The sequence below is a fragment of the Psychrobacter sp. D2 genome, from assembly GCF_013608135.1.
GTDB lineage: Bacteria > Pseudomonadota > Gammaproteobacteria > Pseudomonadales > Moraxellaceae > Psychrobacter > Psychrobacter cryohalolentis.
Genome location: NZ_JACDXZ010000007.1, coordinates 81,496 through 99,372 on the forward strand (window position 1 = coordinate 81,496; position 17,877 = coordinate 99,372).

Here is a 17,877-nt window from a genome sequence, read left to right on the forward strand (position 1 = left end):
TGGCAAATAGCCTACCTTCTAACGGCGTGGCGACCAAAACTTTGCCAATATGGATTTTGATGTGGTCAGTTTTGAGATGATTAAAGCGGTAAAGAATAAACTGGCTAAGACCAAGACGATAGAGAGTCCAGTTTGGATATCAAGCCAAATACTACCCCATACACCGAGTGTCACACCAAGTTGTGCTGTAAATAAGGCGATAATCACCATCTGTTTTGGTGATGCTGACCACAGGCGGGCAGTAAGAGCTGGCAATACCAATAAGCCGCTGATCAATAAGCTGCCAACAGCTTGCAAAGCGATGGCACAGAACCCTGCTAATACGCCCATAAAAAACAGACGTTGGCGAGTAGGGTTAATGCCTTGTATACGTGCCAAAGCTTCATGGGTTGCCAATTTAATTTGGGCAGGCCATATATAAATGAGTAATGCTAATCCGACTAGTACGCTGCCAGCAATTAAGGGCAAATCTGCCCAATCAAGCTCAAGCAAGTTACCAAACAAGAACCCTAAGACGTTTGCTTGCTGATCGGTTAGTTGGGTTAAAGTTAATAATCCCAGACACAGTAAGGATACGGCAACCACTGCTAGTACAGCATCGGCTGGTAAGCGCTCATCATCCATAAATACCAGTCCCAATACCACCATCACGCTTACCAACGCAATACCGATACCCATTGGCATCTGCCACCATACCGCCAGTGCCACACCTAGTAATGTCCCATGTGCTAATGCATCAGCGAAAAAAGCCATACGTCGCCACAACACCAAGCATCCTAAAGGTGCTGAAAGCAATGCTAAAATACTACCGGCAATCCAAGCAGGCGCAATAATGGCTAACCAAGCACTCATAGTACATATCCGTAAATTTTTATAAAAAAGGTAATCAGGTCGTTTTTGATTTAAGTCATTTGATTTTTATTATATCTAGCTTGGTGCGTGATGCTCGCAGGCATGCGGCTGATGGACATACGGTTGCTCGTAATGATGACCGAATAGCTTTTGAAACTCACTGCTGATGGCAAGCTCGCTCGGTTGACCTTCACAGCAAATATGCTTATTCAAGCAAATCACTCTTCGACTGCCTTTCATGACCCAGTGCAAATCATGCGAGACTACTAACATAGCACAGCGTAAAAATTCCGGTAGTTCATCAATAAATTGATACAACCAAACCTCCGTTTCAGGATCAAGACCTTGCATCGGCTCATCTAAAATCAATAAGTTGGGCTTATCTAATAACGCCCGTGCCAATAATACCCGTTGAGTTTCACCTCCAGAGAGGTGCAGCATCTGCCGCGAGAGCAAATGGGTCAATGATAATTTATCAAATATAAACTGCCGCTGCTCTGCCGTAAGGCGTTTTTTACGGGCTTGCGATAAAAGGTCGCTGACACGTAATGGCAGTATTGGTGGCACAGAAAATCTTTGCGGCACATAGCCTATCTGTAAAGGTTCAGAAGGCGTGACCTGTCCAGATGTTGGTACAATCAGTCCCAAAACAAGCTTAACCAGCGTCGACTTGCCCGCACCATTGGGACCAATAACGCTTACCGTCTCATTGACTGCAATGTCAATATTAATATTAGACAGTAAACGTTGTTGACCAATATAGTAGCTGACATTGCTTAAGTTCAGCAGCTTACTTGTATTATTCATCAGATGACCGCGCATATGGATAGGGAATAGGTTTAAATATAACAGTAATCTAAATTTTTACTGACAGGCTTGGCAACGACCGCTCAGCTCAATCACACTACGAGCAACGGTAAAGCCGATATCTTCTTCAGCAAAGCTCATCATCTCTTGCACAGGTAAGCTGCTACACTCTTGTACGCGTTGACACTGCTCACAAATTAAAAAGGCTGCCGTATGATGAGCGCGTGGATGACAGCAAGGTACATAAGCATTGATAGAGGTCAGCTGATGAATCAAGCCTTCGCTCAATAAAAACTCTAAACTGCGATATACAGTTGGCGGTGCGACATTTTTCTTGCCCTCAAGCTCACTATCATTATCTAAGAGTCGCATTTGCTGTAACTGAGTGATTAAATCATAAGCGCCCACTGGTTTATTGGCTTGCAATACCAGCGTATATATCTGCTGCCGTAAGGGGGTAAAACGCACACCTCGCATACGAGACTGCTCTTTTGCTGCTTCTAAACGCTCGGTCACATCCTGTGGCGTAAAATCTTGCACGTCATGAGCATGCTCACAGTTCGATGAAGTGGTCGGCATAGCACAAACTCCCAAAAGCATTTTCAATAAATGCAGAAAGCATTCGGTTTTAATTAAATTCCGCACAGTATAACGGTAAATGGCTATATCAATACGTAGATTTGCCAAACCTTACTATTACTTTTAATCAACATCGCTTTTGTAGGTTGGACTGCGGTTAGCAAAAACAGGATAGCTGAAATGCAAAATAAAAGTGGGATTTCATTATGTTATAGTATAACATAATGATTGGAAACTTAATATATTAAAGATATCGCAGTTCAATGACTTAATAGGATCAATAACGCATGATTGCCAATGCTCATAAAGCCACGCCGATTGTAGATAACAGCTTAAACGTTCAAGAAAAGAAACTTTTGCATAAGGTGCAGCAATTAACACAGCAGTACTTCTTAATAGCTAGCTTGTTGATGTTAGGGTTTTTGGCGTTACCAGCTCAAGCGGCAACGGTGAGTGTGAGTAATTATGCATTATTTTTGTTAAGCCAAGCAGTTACTGAAGGCGCACCCCCTGCCAAGCAATTGCTACAAGCAGGGGAGGTTGGGCATCATGGCAGTATCAGCCCGGGTGATATTAAGGCAATTAAAGACAGTACCTTTGTGGTTTGGTTTGGTGAGTCACTAGAAAATAACTTGGCAGCAAATTTAAACGACGCGCCTAACTCTATCGCTTTATTTAAGTTTGATGCTTTTAATCGCCATCCTTTGCGTGATATCAAAGGCAAGCCTATCGCTGGCACGCTTGATCCACATATTTGGTTGGATCCTAACAACGCCAAAGCCATTACCCGTGCGCTTGCCGTCATACATAGTCATGCCAATCCGCAATATAAAAAACTTTATCATGCCAATGCACAAAAATTTGCCCAACGTATGGATGCAGCAGTGGCAAACAGTAGTGCTAAACAAAAACCTTTGCCGTATTGGGCTTATCATGATGCTTATCAATATATGGAAAACAGCATCAACCTACAGCTCATTGGCAGCTTAAGTACTGACGATCATTTAGCACCAAAAGCCAGTCAATTACGCTGGCTTAACGAGCAGCGCCCCGCTAAGAAAATGTGTCTGGTCAGTCCAAGTGCGCCTGCCAAAGGTTTACTTGCCAAGTTACAGCCCGTTCAAGAAACCGTTCAGGCAGAAGATATGAGTAATAGTAAGGACTTTGTCAGTGGGTGGCAAACGATGGCACAGCAAATTCGCCAATGTATATCATAATGGACTTATTAGAATAAGTGATTGAAACTGTTAATTAAGAATCCCTAAAGACTGTGATATAGTGCCGGTCAAAGACTAGTTATCTACGCTTAAGTATCTGAATTCTTGATGATTGAGCTAGGTGACTGATAAAAGGTATATTTTACTTGCTTAAAAGGGGCTCGCTCCCTATAATAAGTGGCGTTTAATTTTGGTTAAAAGGTAACATCTGTAGAGTGAGCCATTTACGGATAATAGTGTCGCGATGATATTAGATAGCGATATAATCCAAATGTTTAAGGCTATAGAAATACCATGACCAAGCCTGCCAAACGCACACAGAAAGATAAGATTGGTATTTATATCAAACGTCAAGCATGGATACTGTTTATCCTTATTATTATTGCTTGGCTTGTAGATACGATGTGGCTGCACAGTGCGCTAACCGTTGCAAAAAGCACCGCTATTGGTGCCTTGCTAAGTTTTGCCACGCAAGCGGTCTTTGCCTTTTTTATCTTTTGGTATACCGGTTATCGCGCGCGCTTACATATTGTTAGCCAGCTTTATCGGGGTCAGATGGCCAAATGGCTATTGACTGTGTTTGGTTTCGCACTAATTTTTATTACCGTACAACCCCTATCAGCGCCTGCGCTGTTTATCGGTTTTATGGTAATGCAAATTAGTCACAGTTGGATGTTGTGGCATATACGCTAGTGTAATAAATGATAACTATATACATAGTTACAGTATTCATTGCGCTTAGCAAGTCACCCTGCCGTCCAGCTTCTCTATGACTGATTTTAGAAAGTCGAAGCATAATAATTGTCTTAGGACAGTACCAACTATCGTGATATGAGCGTTTGATATAAGGTAGCGTGCAGTAATGTGCGGGTAGGGGAGCGCGAAATGAGCGTCTACTACTATCTATAATTAAATTCTTACAATTTAATTATAGATGCGAAGCAACGGTATTAAACGTCACTAGCAGCTAACTTATTCATACAGCGGATAAAAAAGTCACAATTGACTTTACACGAATACAACCCTGCATTAATATATGCAGCTAAATATTTTACTTAACAGCGCTGTATTAAGCGTCAACTGTCAAAACACAGTGATAATAAGTAAACATATACATAAGAATTTTGCGTACACATGTAAAGGGCTATTACTGAACTATCATAAGCCCTTTTTTGATAGCTAAAATTTATCTTACGCTATCAAATCAGCATGAGTCATAGAACTATGGGTTGGATGTTATTGGTTACATGAGCGTGTTAGCATGAGTCATTTGCTTGCTTTGTTGTAAGGCAGATAAACATACTAAAATCTCATCAGATGACAACCATATTTTTGGTAGTTGATTAAATCGTTGATTAATAAGAAGCTGACATTATGGCAGGCGAGCAAACAACAACAGAATATATCTCTCACCACTTAACGAACTGGACGTACGGCTATCTGCCGGGCGAAGGTTGGAAAGTTGCCTATAATGCTGAAGAAGCTAGTGCAATGGGCTTTAAAGCTATCCACCTTGATTCTATGCTTTGGTCAATTGGTCTAGGCATTGTTTTCTGCGCCATCTTTTGGATGGTCGCTAGAAAAGTCACTTCAGGCGTGCCGGGTAAAACTCAGGCTGCAGTTGAGATGATCGTTGAGTTCGTTGATAACAACGTTCGTGATTCGTATAGTGGTACCTCAAAGTTGATTGCGCCCTTGGCGTTGACTATCTTTGTATGGATATTCTTAATGAACTTGATGGATTTACTACCCGTCGACTTTATCCCTATGATTGCTGGTCAAATCGGCGCAATGATGGGACATGATCCACATCATGTGTACTTTAAGATTGTTCCAACCACGGATCCTAATATCACGCTTGGCATGTCTTTTTCTGTCTTTATACTGATTCTATTTTATAGTATCAAAGAAAAAGGTTTGGGCGGCTTTGTTGGCGAGCTAACACTGCATCCGTTTAGTGCCAAAAACCCTATCGTACAAATTATTTTAATACCCATCAACTTTATCTTAGAGTTTGTTACTTTGATAGCGAAACCTATCTCTTTAGGTTTACGACTATTCGGTAACATGTATGCTGGTGAGTTGATTTTCATACTGATTGCCTTAATGCCGTTTTGGATTCAATGGGCGTTATCAGTACCGTGGGCTATTTTCCACATCTTAATTATTACACTTCAAGCGTTCGTATTTATGATGCTGACGATAGTTTATATGTCACTTGCATCATCAACTGAACATTAATTAGACATTCAATAGGTAAATGAGGATACATCCATGGATCCAGTATTAGGTGGTTACACAGTTATCGCAGTAGCACTACTTATCGGTTTAGGTGCACTAGGTACAGGTATTGGTTTTGCTATTCTAGGTGGTAAATTCCTAGAAGGCGTTGCACGTCAGCCAGAACTTGGTTCACAGTTGCAAACTCGTATGTTCATCGTAGCAGGTCTTCTTGATGCTATTCCGATGATCGGTGTTGGTATTGCTATGCTATTGTTGTTCGCTAACCCTCTAGCAGGTTAATCAGAAAGCTCAGTTGTAAATGTTTGGTAGTCAAATTTTGTATCTTAACCATAGCCAAAGTTTGGCTATCAAATATGATCAATGAAACTGATTTTTCATTAACAAAGAGGTGATCACGTGAATATCAATTCTACCCTCATCGGTCAAGCCATTGCTTTTGCAATCTTTGTGATGTTCTGCATGAAATTCGTGTGGCCACCACTTATCGGCGCAATTAATGACCGTCAGCGTAAAATTGCTGAAGGCTTAAATGCCGCAGAAAAAGCAAAAGCAGATTTGGCGACCGCGGAGCGAGATGTACAGCAGGAGCTTGATCTTGCAAAGACTAAAGCTGCTGCTCTGATCGAGCAAGCAAATAAAAGCGCCAATCAACTTGTTGAAGATGCAAAATCGCAAGCCCAAGTGGAAGGCGAGCGCATTCGTCAACAAGCGCAAGCCTCTATCGACCAAGAAATCAATCAAGCACGTGAATCATTACGTGCCCAAGTTGCTGAATTGGCGGTACTTGGTGCAGAAAAGATTTTGCAAGACAAAGTCGATGTGCAAAAACATGCCAGCATGTTAGACCAACTGGCGGCGAAGCTGTAATTGTGAGGATATAATGGCTGACTTATCAACCTTAGCACGACCGTACGCTAAAGCCGCGTTTGACTATGCCAATGAAAACGGGGCAGTAAATGAGTGGGAAGACTTCTTATTTGTTGCCGCCACCGTTGTCAATGACAAGTCGTTCAGTACTTGGCTAGACAATCCAGCTGTTTCTGCTGAGCATAAGTCAGCTGCTTTGGTCGATCTTTATGATACGCAAGTAGCTAGCGCTAATGATTCTGCTTTTAAGCAGTTGTTAGATGCAAATAAAGGGGTTCGCCCTGACAGCAACGCCAGCTATCCAAAAGTATCAGTAGCATTTAGTAACTTCGTTAAACAGTTATCAGAACAAGAGCGTCTGGCGCTGCTTCCTGAAGTTTATGAGCATTATCGCCGTCACAAGGCAGTAAGCTTAAAGCAGCTTGACGCTTATGTGACCTCTGCTTATCCATTAACCGATGATCAGCGTGATATGCTACAAGCACGTCTTGCTGCTTCGCTAAATGCTAGCGTAGTGATTCATGAATCGGTGGATGCCAGTCTTTTGGCAGGCGTTACGATCAAAGTCGGTGACAAAGTCATCGATGATTCGATGCGCGGCAAGTTACAACAGTTAAAAACACAGCTAACGGCCTAATGCCAATCATTAACGTAGCTTAATTAAGCATGCGTGATATAAGAGCATTTACGTCAGTGGCGGGTTATCATAAATTAAAGGAAACAAGGCAATGCAACAATTGAATCCAGCGGAAATCAGTAACCTGATTAAGCAGCGCATTCAAGACCTTGATGCGGGTGCAACTGCAAAGAATGAAGGCACGATTGTCAAAGTATCTGACGGTATCGTGCAGATTCATGGTCTTGAAGATGCCATGTACGGCGAAATGATTGAGTTTGAAGGTGAAGTCTACGGAATGGCGCTCAACTTAGAGCGTGATTCTGTTGGCGCAGTAGTACTGGGTGACTTCCTAAAACTACAAGAAGGTCAAAAAGCCTATTGTACTGGTCGTATCCTTGAAGTTCCGGTAGGTCCTGAGTTGCTAGGCCGTGTTGTTGATGCTTTAGGTAACCCTATTGATGGCAAAGGTCCTATTAATGCCAAAATGACTGATAAAGTTGAGAAGATCGCCCCAGGCGTTATCGATCGTCAGTCAGTTGATCAGCCAGTAATGACAGGTTATAAGTCTGTTGATACTATGATTCCAATCGGTCGTGGTCAGCGTGAGCTTATCATTGGTGATCGTCAGACGGGTAAAACCGCGATGGCTATCGATGCGATCATTGCACAGAAATCATCTGGTATTAAGTGTGTATATGTTGCAATCGGTCAGAAACGTTCTACCATTGCCAACGTCGTACGTAAGCTTGAGCAAACTGGCGCCCTTGAATATACTACTGTTGTAGTAGCGTCAGCATCAGAGCCAGCAGCACTACAATATATCGCACCGTACTCAGGTTGTACGATGGGTGAATACTTCCGTGACCGCGGCGAAGATGCACTGATTGTATTTGATGATTTATCAAAACAAGCAGTAGCGTATCGTCAAATCTCACTACTATTACGTCGTCCGCCAGGTCGTGAAGCGTATCCTGGTGACGTATTCTACTTACACTCACGTTTACTTGAGCGTGCATCACGCGTAAACGCTGCGTACGTAGAAAAGTTCACCAATGGTGAAGTGGTTGGTAAAACGGGTTCTTTAACTGCGCTACCTATCATTGAAACCCAAGCAGGTGACGTATCTGCATTTGTACCGACTAACGTGATTTCAATCACTGATGGTCAGATTTTCTTAGAGTCAAGCCTATTCAACTCAGGTATCCGTCCGGCTGTGAACGCTGGTATTTCGGTATCACGTGTTGGTGGTGCGGCTCAGACTAAGATTATTAAAAAGCTATCGGGTGGTATCCGTACCGCACTGGCTCAGTATCGTGAACTTGCAGCATTTGCTCAGTTTGCATCAGATCTTGATGATGTAACTCGTGAACAGCTTGACCACGGTGAGCGTGTGACTGAATTGATGAAGCAAAAGCAGTATCAGCCAATGTCAATCTCTGAGCAAGCCGCTGTTATCTATGCGTCAAACGAAGGTTTCTTAGCAGACGTACCAGTTGAAAAAATCGGTTCTTTTGAAGAAGCTTACTTACGCTATATGCATGATGAGCAAGCTGACTTAATGAAAGAGATTGATGACACTGCGAATTATAACGATGATATCGCAGGTCGTTTAAAGTCTTCTTTAGAGACTTTTAAACAAAATCACAGTTATTAATTTAACGGGTTAAGCCAGTTTTGTTGTGGCTTTAGTGTTAGAGCTTATGGAGTGGCGCGTTGTCTGATAAGCTTTTTATTAAGACAGCAGCGCCACTTTAGTCACAACTCATGGTATATGGTTGCGTCATGCCACAAGATATTAAAACATTTAAACAATGATGCAATGCTAAATGGTACATTGTTAATGAGAATACCGTTTTATATTGAAATATTGTTGCATGCGCCAATGCTTTTTTAACCCTCTTATATTGGAATCATTATGGCAAACTTAAAAGAAATACGTGCCAAAGTCACCAGTATTCAAAGCACCCAGAAAATTACTCGCGCTATGCAAATGGTAGCCGCCAGTAAAATGCGCCGTGCCCAAGAGCGCATGGAAGTGGGTCGCCCGTATGCTGATAGTATGCGCCGGGTTATTTCGCATTTGGTGCATGCCTCATCCGATTATAAACATCCGTATATGGTAAGCCGTCCAGTCAATAGAGTTGGCTATATTGTCATCACATCTGACCGTGGTCTAGCGGGTGGTTTGAATATTAACTTATTCAAAGCCTTATCTAAGAATATCCAGAAATACCAAGAGCAGTCTGTGCAAGCTGAATTTGCTGTCATTGGCGCTAAAGGTGTCAGCTTCTTTAAAAGCTTTGGTGGTAAAGTCACCTCAGCCGTAACTGATTATGGTGATAAACCTACTTTTGAGCAGATAAATGCACCAGTTCAAGCGATGCTTGACGATTATACTAACGGTAAAATAGACCGCATTTATGTGGTTTATAATAAGTTTGTCAATGCAATGACCCAAAAGCCAACGGTCAATCAGTTGGTGCCTTTACCAGAGAGTGCGTTTGGTGAAGAAGAGAGCGGCATTCAGACTGAACTTAGCTGGGATTATATCTACGAGCCTGATATCAAAACATTGATTGATGAATTGCTTGGACGTTACATTGAGTCTATCGTCTATCAAGCGGTAATGGAAAACATTGCCTCTGAGCAGTCCTCACGTATGGTTGCGATGAAAGCGGCGACAGATAATGCTGGCGACCTAATTAACGATTTACAGTTGGTTTATAACAAGCTGCGTCAAGCGGCGATTACCCGAGAAATATCGGAAATCGTTGGCGGTGCTGCTGCTGTTTCATAATTGAAACCCTTTATAAAACCCAATATATACAGAATTTCCAGGAGAACGCAATGAGTAGCGGTCGTATTGTACAGATTATTGGCGCGGTTCTTGACGTTGAGTTCAACCGTAATGAAGTACCTAAGATTTTTGATGCTTTGCTAGTTGATGGCACCGAAACTACTTTAGAAGTACAGCAACAGCTGGGTGATGGCATCGTACGTACGATTGCTATGGGTTCTACTGAAGGACTCAAGCGTAACCTTCCAGTTACCAATACTGGTGGCCCAATTTCTGTGCCAGTTGGTATCGGTACGCTAGGTCGCATCATGGATGTTCTTGGTCGTCCTATCGATGAAGAAGGCCCAGTACAAGCAGATGAGCGTTGGTCAATTCACCGTGAAGCGCCAAGCTATGCAGAACAATCAAACAGTACTGAGCTGTTAGAGACTGGTATTAAAGTAATCGATTTACTTTGCCCATTTGCTAAAGGTGGTAAAGTTGGTCTGTTTGGTGGTGCTGGTGTTGGTAAAACCGTCAACATGATGGAATTAATCAATAACATCGCGCTTAAGCATGAAGGTTTGTCAGTATTTGCGGGTGTTGGTGAGCGTACGCGTGAAGGTAACGATTTCTATCACGAAATGCAAGAAGCTGGCGTTGTAAACACCGAAGACTTTAGCAAATCTAAAGTAGCAATGGTATACGGTCAGATGAATGAGCCACCGGGTAACCGTCTACGTGTTGCACTGTCTGGTTTGACCATGGCTGAATACTTCCGTGATACGAAAGATCCTGCTACTGGCAAAGGTCGTGACGTATTGTTGTTTGTTGATAACATCTACCGTTATACACTAGCCGGTACTGAAGTATCAGCACTGCTAGGTCGTATGCCATCAGCGGTTGGTTATCAGCCGACACTTGCTGAAGAGATGGGTATGCTGCAAGAGCGTATTACTTCTACGCAATCAGGCTCTATTACTTCTGTACAAGCGGTATATGTACCTGCGGATGACTTGACCGATCCATCACCTGCTACTACTTTTGCTCACTTAGATGCGACAGTAGTACTAAGCCGTGATATCGCCTCACAAGGTATCTACCCTGCGGTTGATCCACTAGATTCAACGTCACGTCAGCTTGATCCATTGGTTATCGGTGAAGAGCATTACAACGTTGCTCGTGGTGTTCAGGAAGTTCTACAGCGCTATAAAGAATTAAAAGACATCATCGCGATTTTGGGTATGGATGAGTTATCAGAAGAAGATAAACTGGTTGTTTATCGTGCTCGTAAAATTCAGCGCTTCTTATCACAGCCATTCCATGTCGCTGAAGTCTTCACTGGCGCACCTGGTAAATATGTACCATTACGCGATACCATTGCTAGCTTCAAAGCAATCATCGCAGGTGAATATGACAGCTTACCAGAGCAAGCCTTCTATATGGCTGGCGGTATCGACGAAGTCGTTGCTAAAGCTGAAAAAATGAAGTCTTCTGCTGCGTAAGTGGTATTAGTATTCGCTAAAAAGTAGGTGTAATATAAACTTTATATCTACTCTTTAGTAACGTGTTGCGTTTTTGATCGCGCTTTGATAGTAAGGAATTAAGTATGGCAACGTTACAATGTCGCGTCGTAAGTGCTCGTGAAGAGTTGTATTCAGGCGAAATTAGCATGTTAATAGCTAGTGGTACCGAAGGCGAGATTGGTATATTGCCAGGTCACACTCCGCTTATTACTTTGCTAAAGCCAGGTGCAATGCGCGTACAAACGCCAAATGGCGAAGAAGAAGTGATTTACGTCTCAGGTGGCGTACTAGAAGTACAGCCAAAAATGGTCACCGTACTTGCTGATACTGCCATGCGTGCACATAACCTTGACGAAAGTAAAATCGTTGAAGCACGTAAGAAAGCGGAGCAAATGCTGGTCAACCAGTCGGATACCGTACAAACTAATGCTGCCTTGGCGTCATTGGCGGAATCTGTTGCACAGCTACAGACCATCCGTAAGTACAAAAACCGTGCTTAATATTTTTTGTTTGTAAGAGTAAATATTTACTCTTGTAAGCAATAATAAAAAAACAGTCCTTTATGGGCTGTTTTTTTATGGTTGTTGGTTTTATTGGATAGTGATGGTTTTTAGCTTTTAGCCAAAAAGCTACTAGCAACAATGGCAATATATGGTTATATTAAGGGTTGAAAAATAGTTTGCTAACTTATAGAGTTGAGCTGTTTTATGCGCTTTACTTAATGATCAGGCTTATGATCGAAAGCTTTAGACATAGCGGAACGGTTATGAGTAAATAAAGTTATTTGACGCTTTTTGAATACGATAAACGGTATGATTTTTGCACGTAAAATAAAGTTTTAATGGTCGTAGTTTATAGGTTTTGTTAACGACTATAAGCTATAGTATAGGAAGCTGCAGGATTAATAGTATACTGTGCTGCCAAGTTTGTAACAGCTATATAAACAGCAGTTGCACTATTTTGTAGTGCTATTCATTTTACTGCTCTTATTTTGACTACTTTTAAATGAGATGTATTAGAGGATATAACAATGACAACGAATGATGATGACAACACCCCCCGAATTTTGATTGTTGAGGACGATGAGCGTCTGGCCATGTTGACCCAAGATTATTTGGTCAAAAACGGTCTAGAAGTGGCGATTGAAACGGATGGTAATCGCGCCATTCGTCGTATTGTCAGTGAGCAGCCAGATTTGGTTGTACTTGATGTCATGCTTCCAGGTAGCGATGGCTTGACAGTCTGCCGTGAAGTACGTCCACATTACCAAAACCCTATCTTGATGCTGACTGCACGCACAGAAGATATGGATCAAGTATTGGGTCTTGAGATGGGCGCCGACGATTATGTTGCTAAGCCTGCTCAACCACGTGTTTTATTAGCGCGTATTCGTGCATTATTACGCCGTTCAGAAAACGCCCCGTCAGAAGATGTGCCACAGCGTCTAGAGTTTGGTGAATTGGTTATCGATAATGGTGGTCGTTCAGTGAATCTAGGTGATGAGTTAGTAGATTTCACCAGTGCAGAATACGATCTACTATGGTTGCTTGCTTCTAATGCTGGACGTATCTTGTCACGTGAAGATATCTTTGAGCGTCTACGTGGTATTGAGTATGATGGTCAAGATCGCTCTATTGACGTCCGTATCTCACGTATCCGTCCAAAAATCGGTGATGATCCAGAAAACCCAAAACGTATTAAAACCGTACGTAGTAAAGGCTATCTGTTCGTAAAAGAAGGCAACTAATCGCCGACTTTTGCTATAAGTCTTGATTGTTCCGTTATGCAATAAGAAACCAGCGTAAAGCTGGTTTTTTAGGGTTTAAATATTAAGTTTTTAACCTTAATTGCTGCGTTATGTGGTTTAATTAAGCGATAATTTTATGTACCAGTTTAATTATCATATAAATATATATCACAGCAAATATTATCCTATAGTGGTTATAATAGATATTATATCTATTAATAACGCTTATTCATCAGGTTGGTCACGGCACGTATGTCATTAGTCTCTTCTCTTAAACACAGTATTTTTGTTCGTATTTATGCAGGGCTATTGATAGTCTGCTTGTGTGTGGCACTATTTGCCCAGCTATTGATGGATACTATCAATAAAGAGCGTGTCCAATCTTATCGTGAAAATATGGCGACAGGGGCGTTTCATATCGTGAGTGAGGGTTTGGCTCACCAAGAAAACGAGGCGCAACGTGATTATTGGTTGTCTGATGCCAGTAGTTTGTTTGGCTCAGAATTTAAGATCGTGTCTATCGATGAAGTTGATTTTAATGCCAGCGAGCTGCGCCGTTTTGAGAAAGAAAACACGGTCGTACGCTATATCAGCCAACTGACCACTGCCGATGTCTATTATCGCCTACCAGACAATCAAGGTGTTTTGACTGCGCGTATCTCACAAGTGACTGAGCAGCAAGTCAGAGCTATCGCCGTATTTTTGCTAGATGATTTGTCCTATTATATTACTTTGTCTGATAAACGTGCACGTTTGGCACAGTTAGAAGAAAAGTTTTCATTTCCTTTAGCATTTAAAGCAGTAGCGGCGCTCAATTTGGATCCTGATCAGATGGCACGCTTGCGCCGTGATGAGGTGGTTATCTTATTGCAAGATACCAATACCAGTAAAAGTAACTCGTCTATCAAAGTCATTGTGCCGTCTGAAATTAGTGATATGGCAATTTTGATCGGTCCAGTACCTTTATTTAATTGGTTTCCACTAAACTTGATCGTCAGTATGATTTTGATCAGTATGTTTTTAATTAGTTTGGGTGTGTATGCACTGATTTTCCCGCTTGAGCGCAAGTTACAACTGATACAGGTCGGGGTGAATGAGGTCAGTAAAGGTAATCTTGAAAGTCAAGTACAGGTGATTGGTCAAGATGAAATTGCCCGTTTAGCTGCGACCTTTAATGCCATGACTTCTCATATTAAGCGTTTGATTGAGTCGCAGCGAGAGCTGACGCGAGCGGTGTCACATGAGCTACGTACGCCCGTTGCCCGTATTCGCTTTGCTGTTGATATGCTGGCAGATACTGATGATGAAGACTCGCGTTTTATGCAGCGTGACTTTATTGATGAAGATATCGAAGCGCTTAATGGCTTGATTGATGAAATTCTCACCTATGCGAAACTTGAAGAAGGCTCGCCCAAACTAGATTTGGAACCAGTCAATCTTCGAGAGCTGCTTGAGCAGATTGAGCGTGAAACCAATGCCTTGGGTAAACCGATTAAAATTGTCACCAAACTGCCAAATGCTAAAGTAGAGGCGATAGCAGATAGACGCTACTTACATCGCGTGATTCAGAATTTGGCTGGTAATGCTCTGCGTTATGCGGAGACTACGATTATCATTAGTGCTGGGGTCAAAAAGGGCAATGCCTTTGTCAGCGTTGAAGATGATGGTCACGGTATTCCAGAAGCAGATCGCGAAAAGGTCTTTATTCCATTCTCCCGCTTAGACGATAGTCGGACGCGTGCCTCAGGTGGCTACGGTTTGGGCTTGTCTATCGTATCACGCATTGCTTTTTGGTTTAATGGTCGTATGAAGGTTGATGAGAGCCGAGATCTTGGTGGCGCGCGGTTTGTGATGACATGGCCTATCAAGCCACTGACACAAATTCTAGCAGCCGATGAATTAACCCAAGATAAGAGTGAGCGTGAGTTTGATGCATAAGCATCATCAATATACTTTTGAAATAAAACAGTGCTGTTAAGATGACTTTTATAAAGGTATCAAAACGCTTATCGAAATACTATTTTACTTGTAGCTATGTTATTTTTAACTGATCATAAATGACGCTAACAAGTTATTTATGATCAGTTATTCAGTCTTTAATGGAGGAGGGCAACGGATGCCGTATTTATTTGGGGGTTTGGTGGTATTAAATGCTGTGACACTAGGATATTATTTATTCTTACAGCAGCCGAGTACTACTCAGACGCTAAAGGTAGCGCAGGATGAGATTACCCAGCCTTTAGCGTTCACTAACAGTGCTGAGTATATTCCGCCTGCTATTGGCAACAAGTAATAAGTTTTATAACCGTTGAAGTTTTTATATCTAAAAAAAATAGTACTAAAAAAGCAACGATAGCCAGTCGTTGCTTTTTTAATATTATTGATTGACACTATTATGATCAGTTCAATATAAAAATGATTAAGCGAGAAAAATTCGTCCCAGTCTCGCCCCATAAAATCACGTATCTATTTTATTTAGTATCAACTTTCTCAATAAATGACTTTGTAGCGGGATCGACATCCAAAGGTTGCTCTCCGGCAACTTCTGAGATGAGAGGGATGCGAATACAGACTTGTAGACCACCATCTGGATGATTAATAGCCTCAACTGTTCCATGATGCAAGCGCGCGATACGGTCAACAATCGCCAAGCCGAGTCCACTACCCTGAGTGGTACGCGCTGATTCGCCACGCTCAAACGGCTGCATGACACGCTCGAGTTGGTCTTCTGCCACCCCATCGCCGCAGTCTCGCACACATATAATCAACTGCTCTTTTGCTTCTTTATTGACTGTATTTTCGGTCACGACATCGCTGTATTCTATCACCTCTTTTTCTACAAAGGTTGGCATGACAACAGCAGACAGATAAATAGGCGGCTCACCATAACGCTTGGCATTATTCACCAGATTGATAATCAGGCGCTTAATCGACATAGGACGTACGGGCACAAGCTTGCTGCATTCTGACTGATAAATAAACTCTAGTGGCGCAAATTGCACCATAATCTCATTAAATATGGTATCTAAATTGGTAAGGCGTACAGGCTCATCGGAGCCATCTTTCATAAATGAGATAAATTGCTCTAAAATAGCATCCATATCTTCGATATCGTAAATCAATCCTTCACGAAAAAAATCATCGGGCAGCATTTCAGCAGTTAAGCGCATACGAGTCAGCGGGGTACGCAAATCGTGTGAGATGCCGGCTAACATTATCGTGCGCTCTTTTTGCGCTTGGTTGAGAGTAGTAAACAGACGGTTAAAAGCCATATTTACTTGGCGAATCTCGGTAGGACCATGACGGGTCGGTAGCGTTGTTGCATGACCCAACTGAATATAGTTGGTAGCAGCACGTTGAAGATAACGTAGAGGACGATTTAATTGACGGGCTAATAAAATAATCGTCAACAGTGTCAAAATGGGTAGCCCAAACAAAAACAAGATCAATAAACTAGGGCTGTACTGCGAGTAATAGACCACAGGTTCGCGTATCCAAAAACTGCTATCACGACTGTCTTGTACCCAAAGCTGAGGGGTTGGTTTAAATTTAAAATATACTTCAACTGGTCGCCCCAATTGTGCACTGATTTCTCGCTGTAATACATTCGTAAAAACACTGACAAAAGCTTTGTCCGCAACCTCTGGAAAGTCACTTGGATTATCCACCACTACTACATGTGAGTGCTGGTAAATCCACTGACGGACTTCAGGATTGTCCCGCCAATCTCGATTGGCGCTGTTCATCAGCCGAAGCTCGCTGGTCAAATAGCGCGCATGGCTTTTGAGCTCGGGTAAATATAGACTGCGCCAAAAAAACAAAATTGATACCCCGACGCTAATGAGAACAATAAAAGCCACCATTAGAGTGGTTAGCAGACTATTAGAGTAAGAGCGGGGTAACCAGCTTTTATGAGGCAATGGTGGGTTTGGCGTGGTCATAGGAATCCAAATTATAATGAGGCAGTGACAGATGCTATTGTTAGGATAGCATAACCCATTAATAACGCTGCCAGCTTTCATCGACAACGCTGGCAATATCATCCGCTTAAGATAAAGGCATATGATAGAGGAGTATCCATCATATTAGCAGCGTGAATGATGAATCTTATTTACAGTCAGAACGATTTAAGCTATTGTTAATAAATAATTAAATAAGCACAGTTTATGTTTTCAATAAAATAAGACTGTGGTATAATTATGCCCTTTTTGGTATACCTGCGAAAGAGAGAATTCACATGGTTGTTATTCGTTTAGCACGGGGCGGTGCCAAGAAACGCCCATTTTATCAAGTAGTTGTTGCTGATCAACGCCGCGCGCGTGACGGTCGCTATATTGAAAACATCGGCTTTTTTAACCCACTCGCTAAAGATTCTGAAGAAGCAGTGCGCTTGAACATGGAAGCGTATAATGCGTGGGTCGCAAAAGGTGCACAACCTTCTGATCGCGTTGCTTCATTAGCAAAAGCTTATAATAAGTCTGCTGCTCAAACTGAAGCTACTGCTTAAGTTTTGGCTGCAATAGACTGATAGTGCATTTATGCATCCATCAGTTGGCTTAAGAATACCTAGCGTAACTGGTCTAACCAGGGTACGCCATTAACTGTTTATCGCTTTTAACGACGTTTATCGTTTTTAATGGCTT

General features: G+C 42.1%; 18 protein-coding genes. 14 read left to right on the plus strand and 4 right to left on the minus strand.

From position 1 onward, the window contains the following. Window positions 1-18 precede the first annotated feature (18 nt). From H0262_RS09880 to H0262_RS09890, 3 genes are all read right to left on the minus strand, one after another. Complete coding sequence (locus H0262_RS09880; RefSeq protein WP_020444438.1) at window positions 19-852, minus strand: metal ABC transporter permease; 834 nt, start codon at window positions 850-852, stop codon at window positions 19-21. A 75-nt stretch (window positions 853-927) separates the two neighbouring features. Next, a complete protein-coding gene (locus H0262_RS09885; RefSeq protein WP_259275453.1) occupies window positions 928-1,659 on the minus strand; it encodes a metal ABC transporter ATP-binding protein in 732 nt (243 codons plus the stop codon). A gap of 57 nt (window positions 1,660-1,716) precedes the next feature. Continuing rightward, a complete protein-coding gene (locus H0262_RS09890) occupies window positions 1,717-2,238 on the minus strand; it encodes a Fur family transcriptional regulator (RefSeq protein WP_020444437.1) in 522 nt (173 codons plus the stop codon). A 287-nt stretch (window positions 2,239-2,525) separates the two neighbouring features. Between H0262_RS09890 and H0262_RS09895 the strand changes: the two genes are divergently transcribed. The 13 genes from H0262_RS09895 to H0262_RS09955 all read left to right on the plus strand — a co-directional run bounded on the left by H0262_RS09895 (window position 2,526) and on the right by H0262_RS09955 (window position 15,527). After that, window positions 2,526-3,455 carry a metal ABC transporter solute-binding protein, Zn/Mn family gene (locus tag H0262_RS09895; protein WP_181210642.1) on the plus strand — a complete coding sequence of 310 codons (930 nt, stop codon included), beginning with the start codon at window positions 2,526-2,528 and terminating at the stop codon, window positions 3,453-3,455. Window positions 3,456-3,749: 294 nt separating this feature from the next. Next, window positions 3,750-4,148, plus strand: coding sequence for an ATP synthase subunit I (locus H0262_RS09900; RefSeq protein WP_011514639.1), 399 nt, complete (start codon window positions 3,750-3,752; stop codon window positions 4,146-4,148). Between the two features lie 681 nt (window positions 4,149-4,829). Then, entirely contained in the window at window positions 4,830-5,696 is an 867-nt protein-coding gene (atpB, locus tag H0262_RS09905) for a F0F1 ATP synthase subunit A (RefSeq protein WP_181210643.1), read from the plus strand. A gap of 33 nt (window positions 5,697-5,729) precedes the next feature. Then, window positions 5,730-5,978 (plus strand): F0F1 ATP synthase subunit C, encoded by a 249-nt coding sequence (atpE, locus tag H0262_RS09910; protein ID WP_010197960.1) that lies wholly within the window; start codon window positions 5,730-5,732, stop codon window positions 5,976-5,978. Window positions 5,979-6,095: 117 nt separating this feature from the next. Further along, window positions 6,096-6,566 (plus strand): F0F1 ATP synthase subunit B, encoded by a 471-nt coding sequence (locus H0262_RS09915; protein ID WP_011514637.1) that lies wholly within the window; start codon window positions 6,096-6,098, stop codon window positions 6,564-6,566. Between the two features lie 13 nt (window positions 6,567-6,579). After that, complete coding sequence (locus H0262_RS09920; RefSeq protein WP_020444434.1) at window positions 6,580-7,203, plus strand: F0F1 ATP synthase subunit delta; 624 nt, start codon at window positions 6,580-6,582, stop codon at window positions 7,201-7,203. A gap of 91 nt (window positions 7,204-7,294) precedes the next feature. Beyond that, window positions 7,295-8,839 (plus strand): F0F1 ATP synthase subunit alpha, encoded by a 1,545-nt coding sequence (gene atpA / locus H0262_RS09925; protein WP_011514635.1) that lies wholly within the window; start codon window positions 7,295-7,297, stop codon window positions 8,837-8,839. A gap of 261 nt (window positions 8,840-9,100) precedes the next feature. Further along, a complete protein-coding gene (gene atpG / locus H0262_RS09930) occupies window positions 9,101-9,982 on the plus strand; it encodes a F0F1 ATP synthase subunit gamma (protein ID WP_011514634.1) in 882 nt (293 codons plus the stop codon). Window positions 9,983-10,032: 50 nt separating this feature from the next. After that, a complete protein-coding gene (atpD, locus tag H0262_RS09935) occupies window positions 10,033-11,466 on the plus strand; it encodes a F0F1 ATP synthase subunit beta (RefSeq protein ID WP_011514633.1) in 1,434 nt (477 codons plus the stop codon). Window positions 11,467-11,570: 104 nt separating this feature from the next. After that, a complete protein-coding gene (locus H0262_RS09940) occupies window positions 11,571-11,987 on the plus strand; it encodes a F0F1 ATP synthase subunit epsilon (protein WP_149493092.1) in 417 nt (138 codons plus the stop codon). Between the two features lie 530 nt (window positions 11,988-12,517). Further along, a complete protein-coding gene (locus H0262_RS09945; RefSeq protein ID WP_011514631.1) occupies window positions 12,518-13,234 on the plus strand; it encodes a response regulator in 717 nt (238 codons plus the stop codon). Between the two features lie 252 nt (window positions 13,235-13,486). Beyond that, a complete protein-coding gene (locus tag H0262_RS09950; protein ID WP_020444431.1) occupies window positions 13,487-15,172 on the plus strand; it encodes an ATP-binding protein in 1,686 nt (561 codons plus the stop codon). A 178-nt stretch (window positions 15,173-15,350) separates the two neighbouring features. Next, window positions 15,351-15,527: a hypothetical protein gene (locus tag H0262_RS09955; RefSeq protein WP_181210644.1), complete on the plus strand. Its 177-nt coding sequence runs from the start codon at window positions 15,351-15,353 to the stop codon at window positions 15,525-15,527. Window positions 15,528-15,705: 178 nt separating this feature from the next. Here H0262_RS09955 and H0262_RS09960 read toward each other — a convergent pair whose 3' ends face one another. Continuing rightward, window positions 15,706-17,175 carry an ATP-binding protein gene (locus H0262_RS09960; RefSeq protein ID WP_181210645.1) on the minus strand — a complete coding sequence of 490 codons (1,470 nt, stop codon included), beginning with the start codon at window positions 17,173-17,175 and terminating at the stop codon, window positions 15,706-15,708. Window positions 17,176-17,471: 296 nt separating this feature from the next. On the opposite strand from H0262_RS09960, the gene rpsP reads away from it, so the two are divergent. After that, window positions 17,472-17,741 (plus strand): 30S ribosomal protein S16, encoded by a 270-nt coding sequence (rpsP, locus tag H0262_RS09965; protein WP_011281274.1) that lies wholly within the window; start codon window positions 17,472-17,474, stop codon window positions 17,739-17,741. Window positions 17,742-17,877 lie beyond the last annotated feature (136 nt).